Genomic DNA, 465 nt, shown 5'->3' on the forward strand with positions numbered 1-465 from the left:
ATGAGGGAGGAAATATGGACCGAAAAGATTTTCAAAGATGATGCAGGTTATTTTTTGAGGATTACTAAAACTCTAAATCGCAAAGTAAGCACCCAATCAAAAAAACTTGGTTCGGGAGGCGCTTCCTTTGCGGTTTCTAAGGTGGTGACGGGCGGTGTCGTAGGGTGTAGAAAAACAACTGTGAAAGGGTCGTTCCAACTCTACACTATACGTAAATAAAAGGGGAACAAAAAACTATACAACTCTACACAAAACCCTACATTCTGTTCGTAACGCCGCTGATATTTAGTGCTTTGCGGTGTGTATAGTTTGTGCTTCAAACTATACACAAACTCTACACAAAACCCTACATTGAAAGTCAAAGAGACAAAGAGTCAAAGAGACAAAGAGTCAAAGAGTCAAAGAGTCAAAGAGACAAAGAGTCAAAGAGACAAAGAGTCAAAGAGTCAAAGAGTCAAAGAGTCA

Annotated in this window: 1 protein-coding gene; it reads left to right on the top strand. The window is 39.6% G+C overall.

The window, feature by feature from the left end; all coding sequences use genetic code 11:
* Positions 1 to 219, top strand: a 219-nt coding sequence (locus I6E40_RS10715) for a hypothetical protein (RefSeq protein WP_235387277.1), incomplete at its 5' end; no start/stop codon positions are given.
* Between the last annotated feature and the right edge of the window lie 246 nt (positions 220 to 465).

Source organism: Prevotellamassilia timonensis, from assembly GCF_021531665.1.
Lineage (GTDB): Bacteria > Bacteroidota > Bacteroidia > Bacteroidales > Bacteroidaceae > Alloprevotella.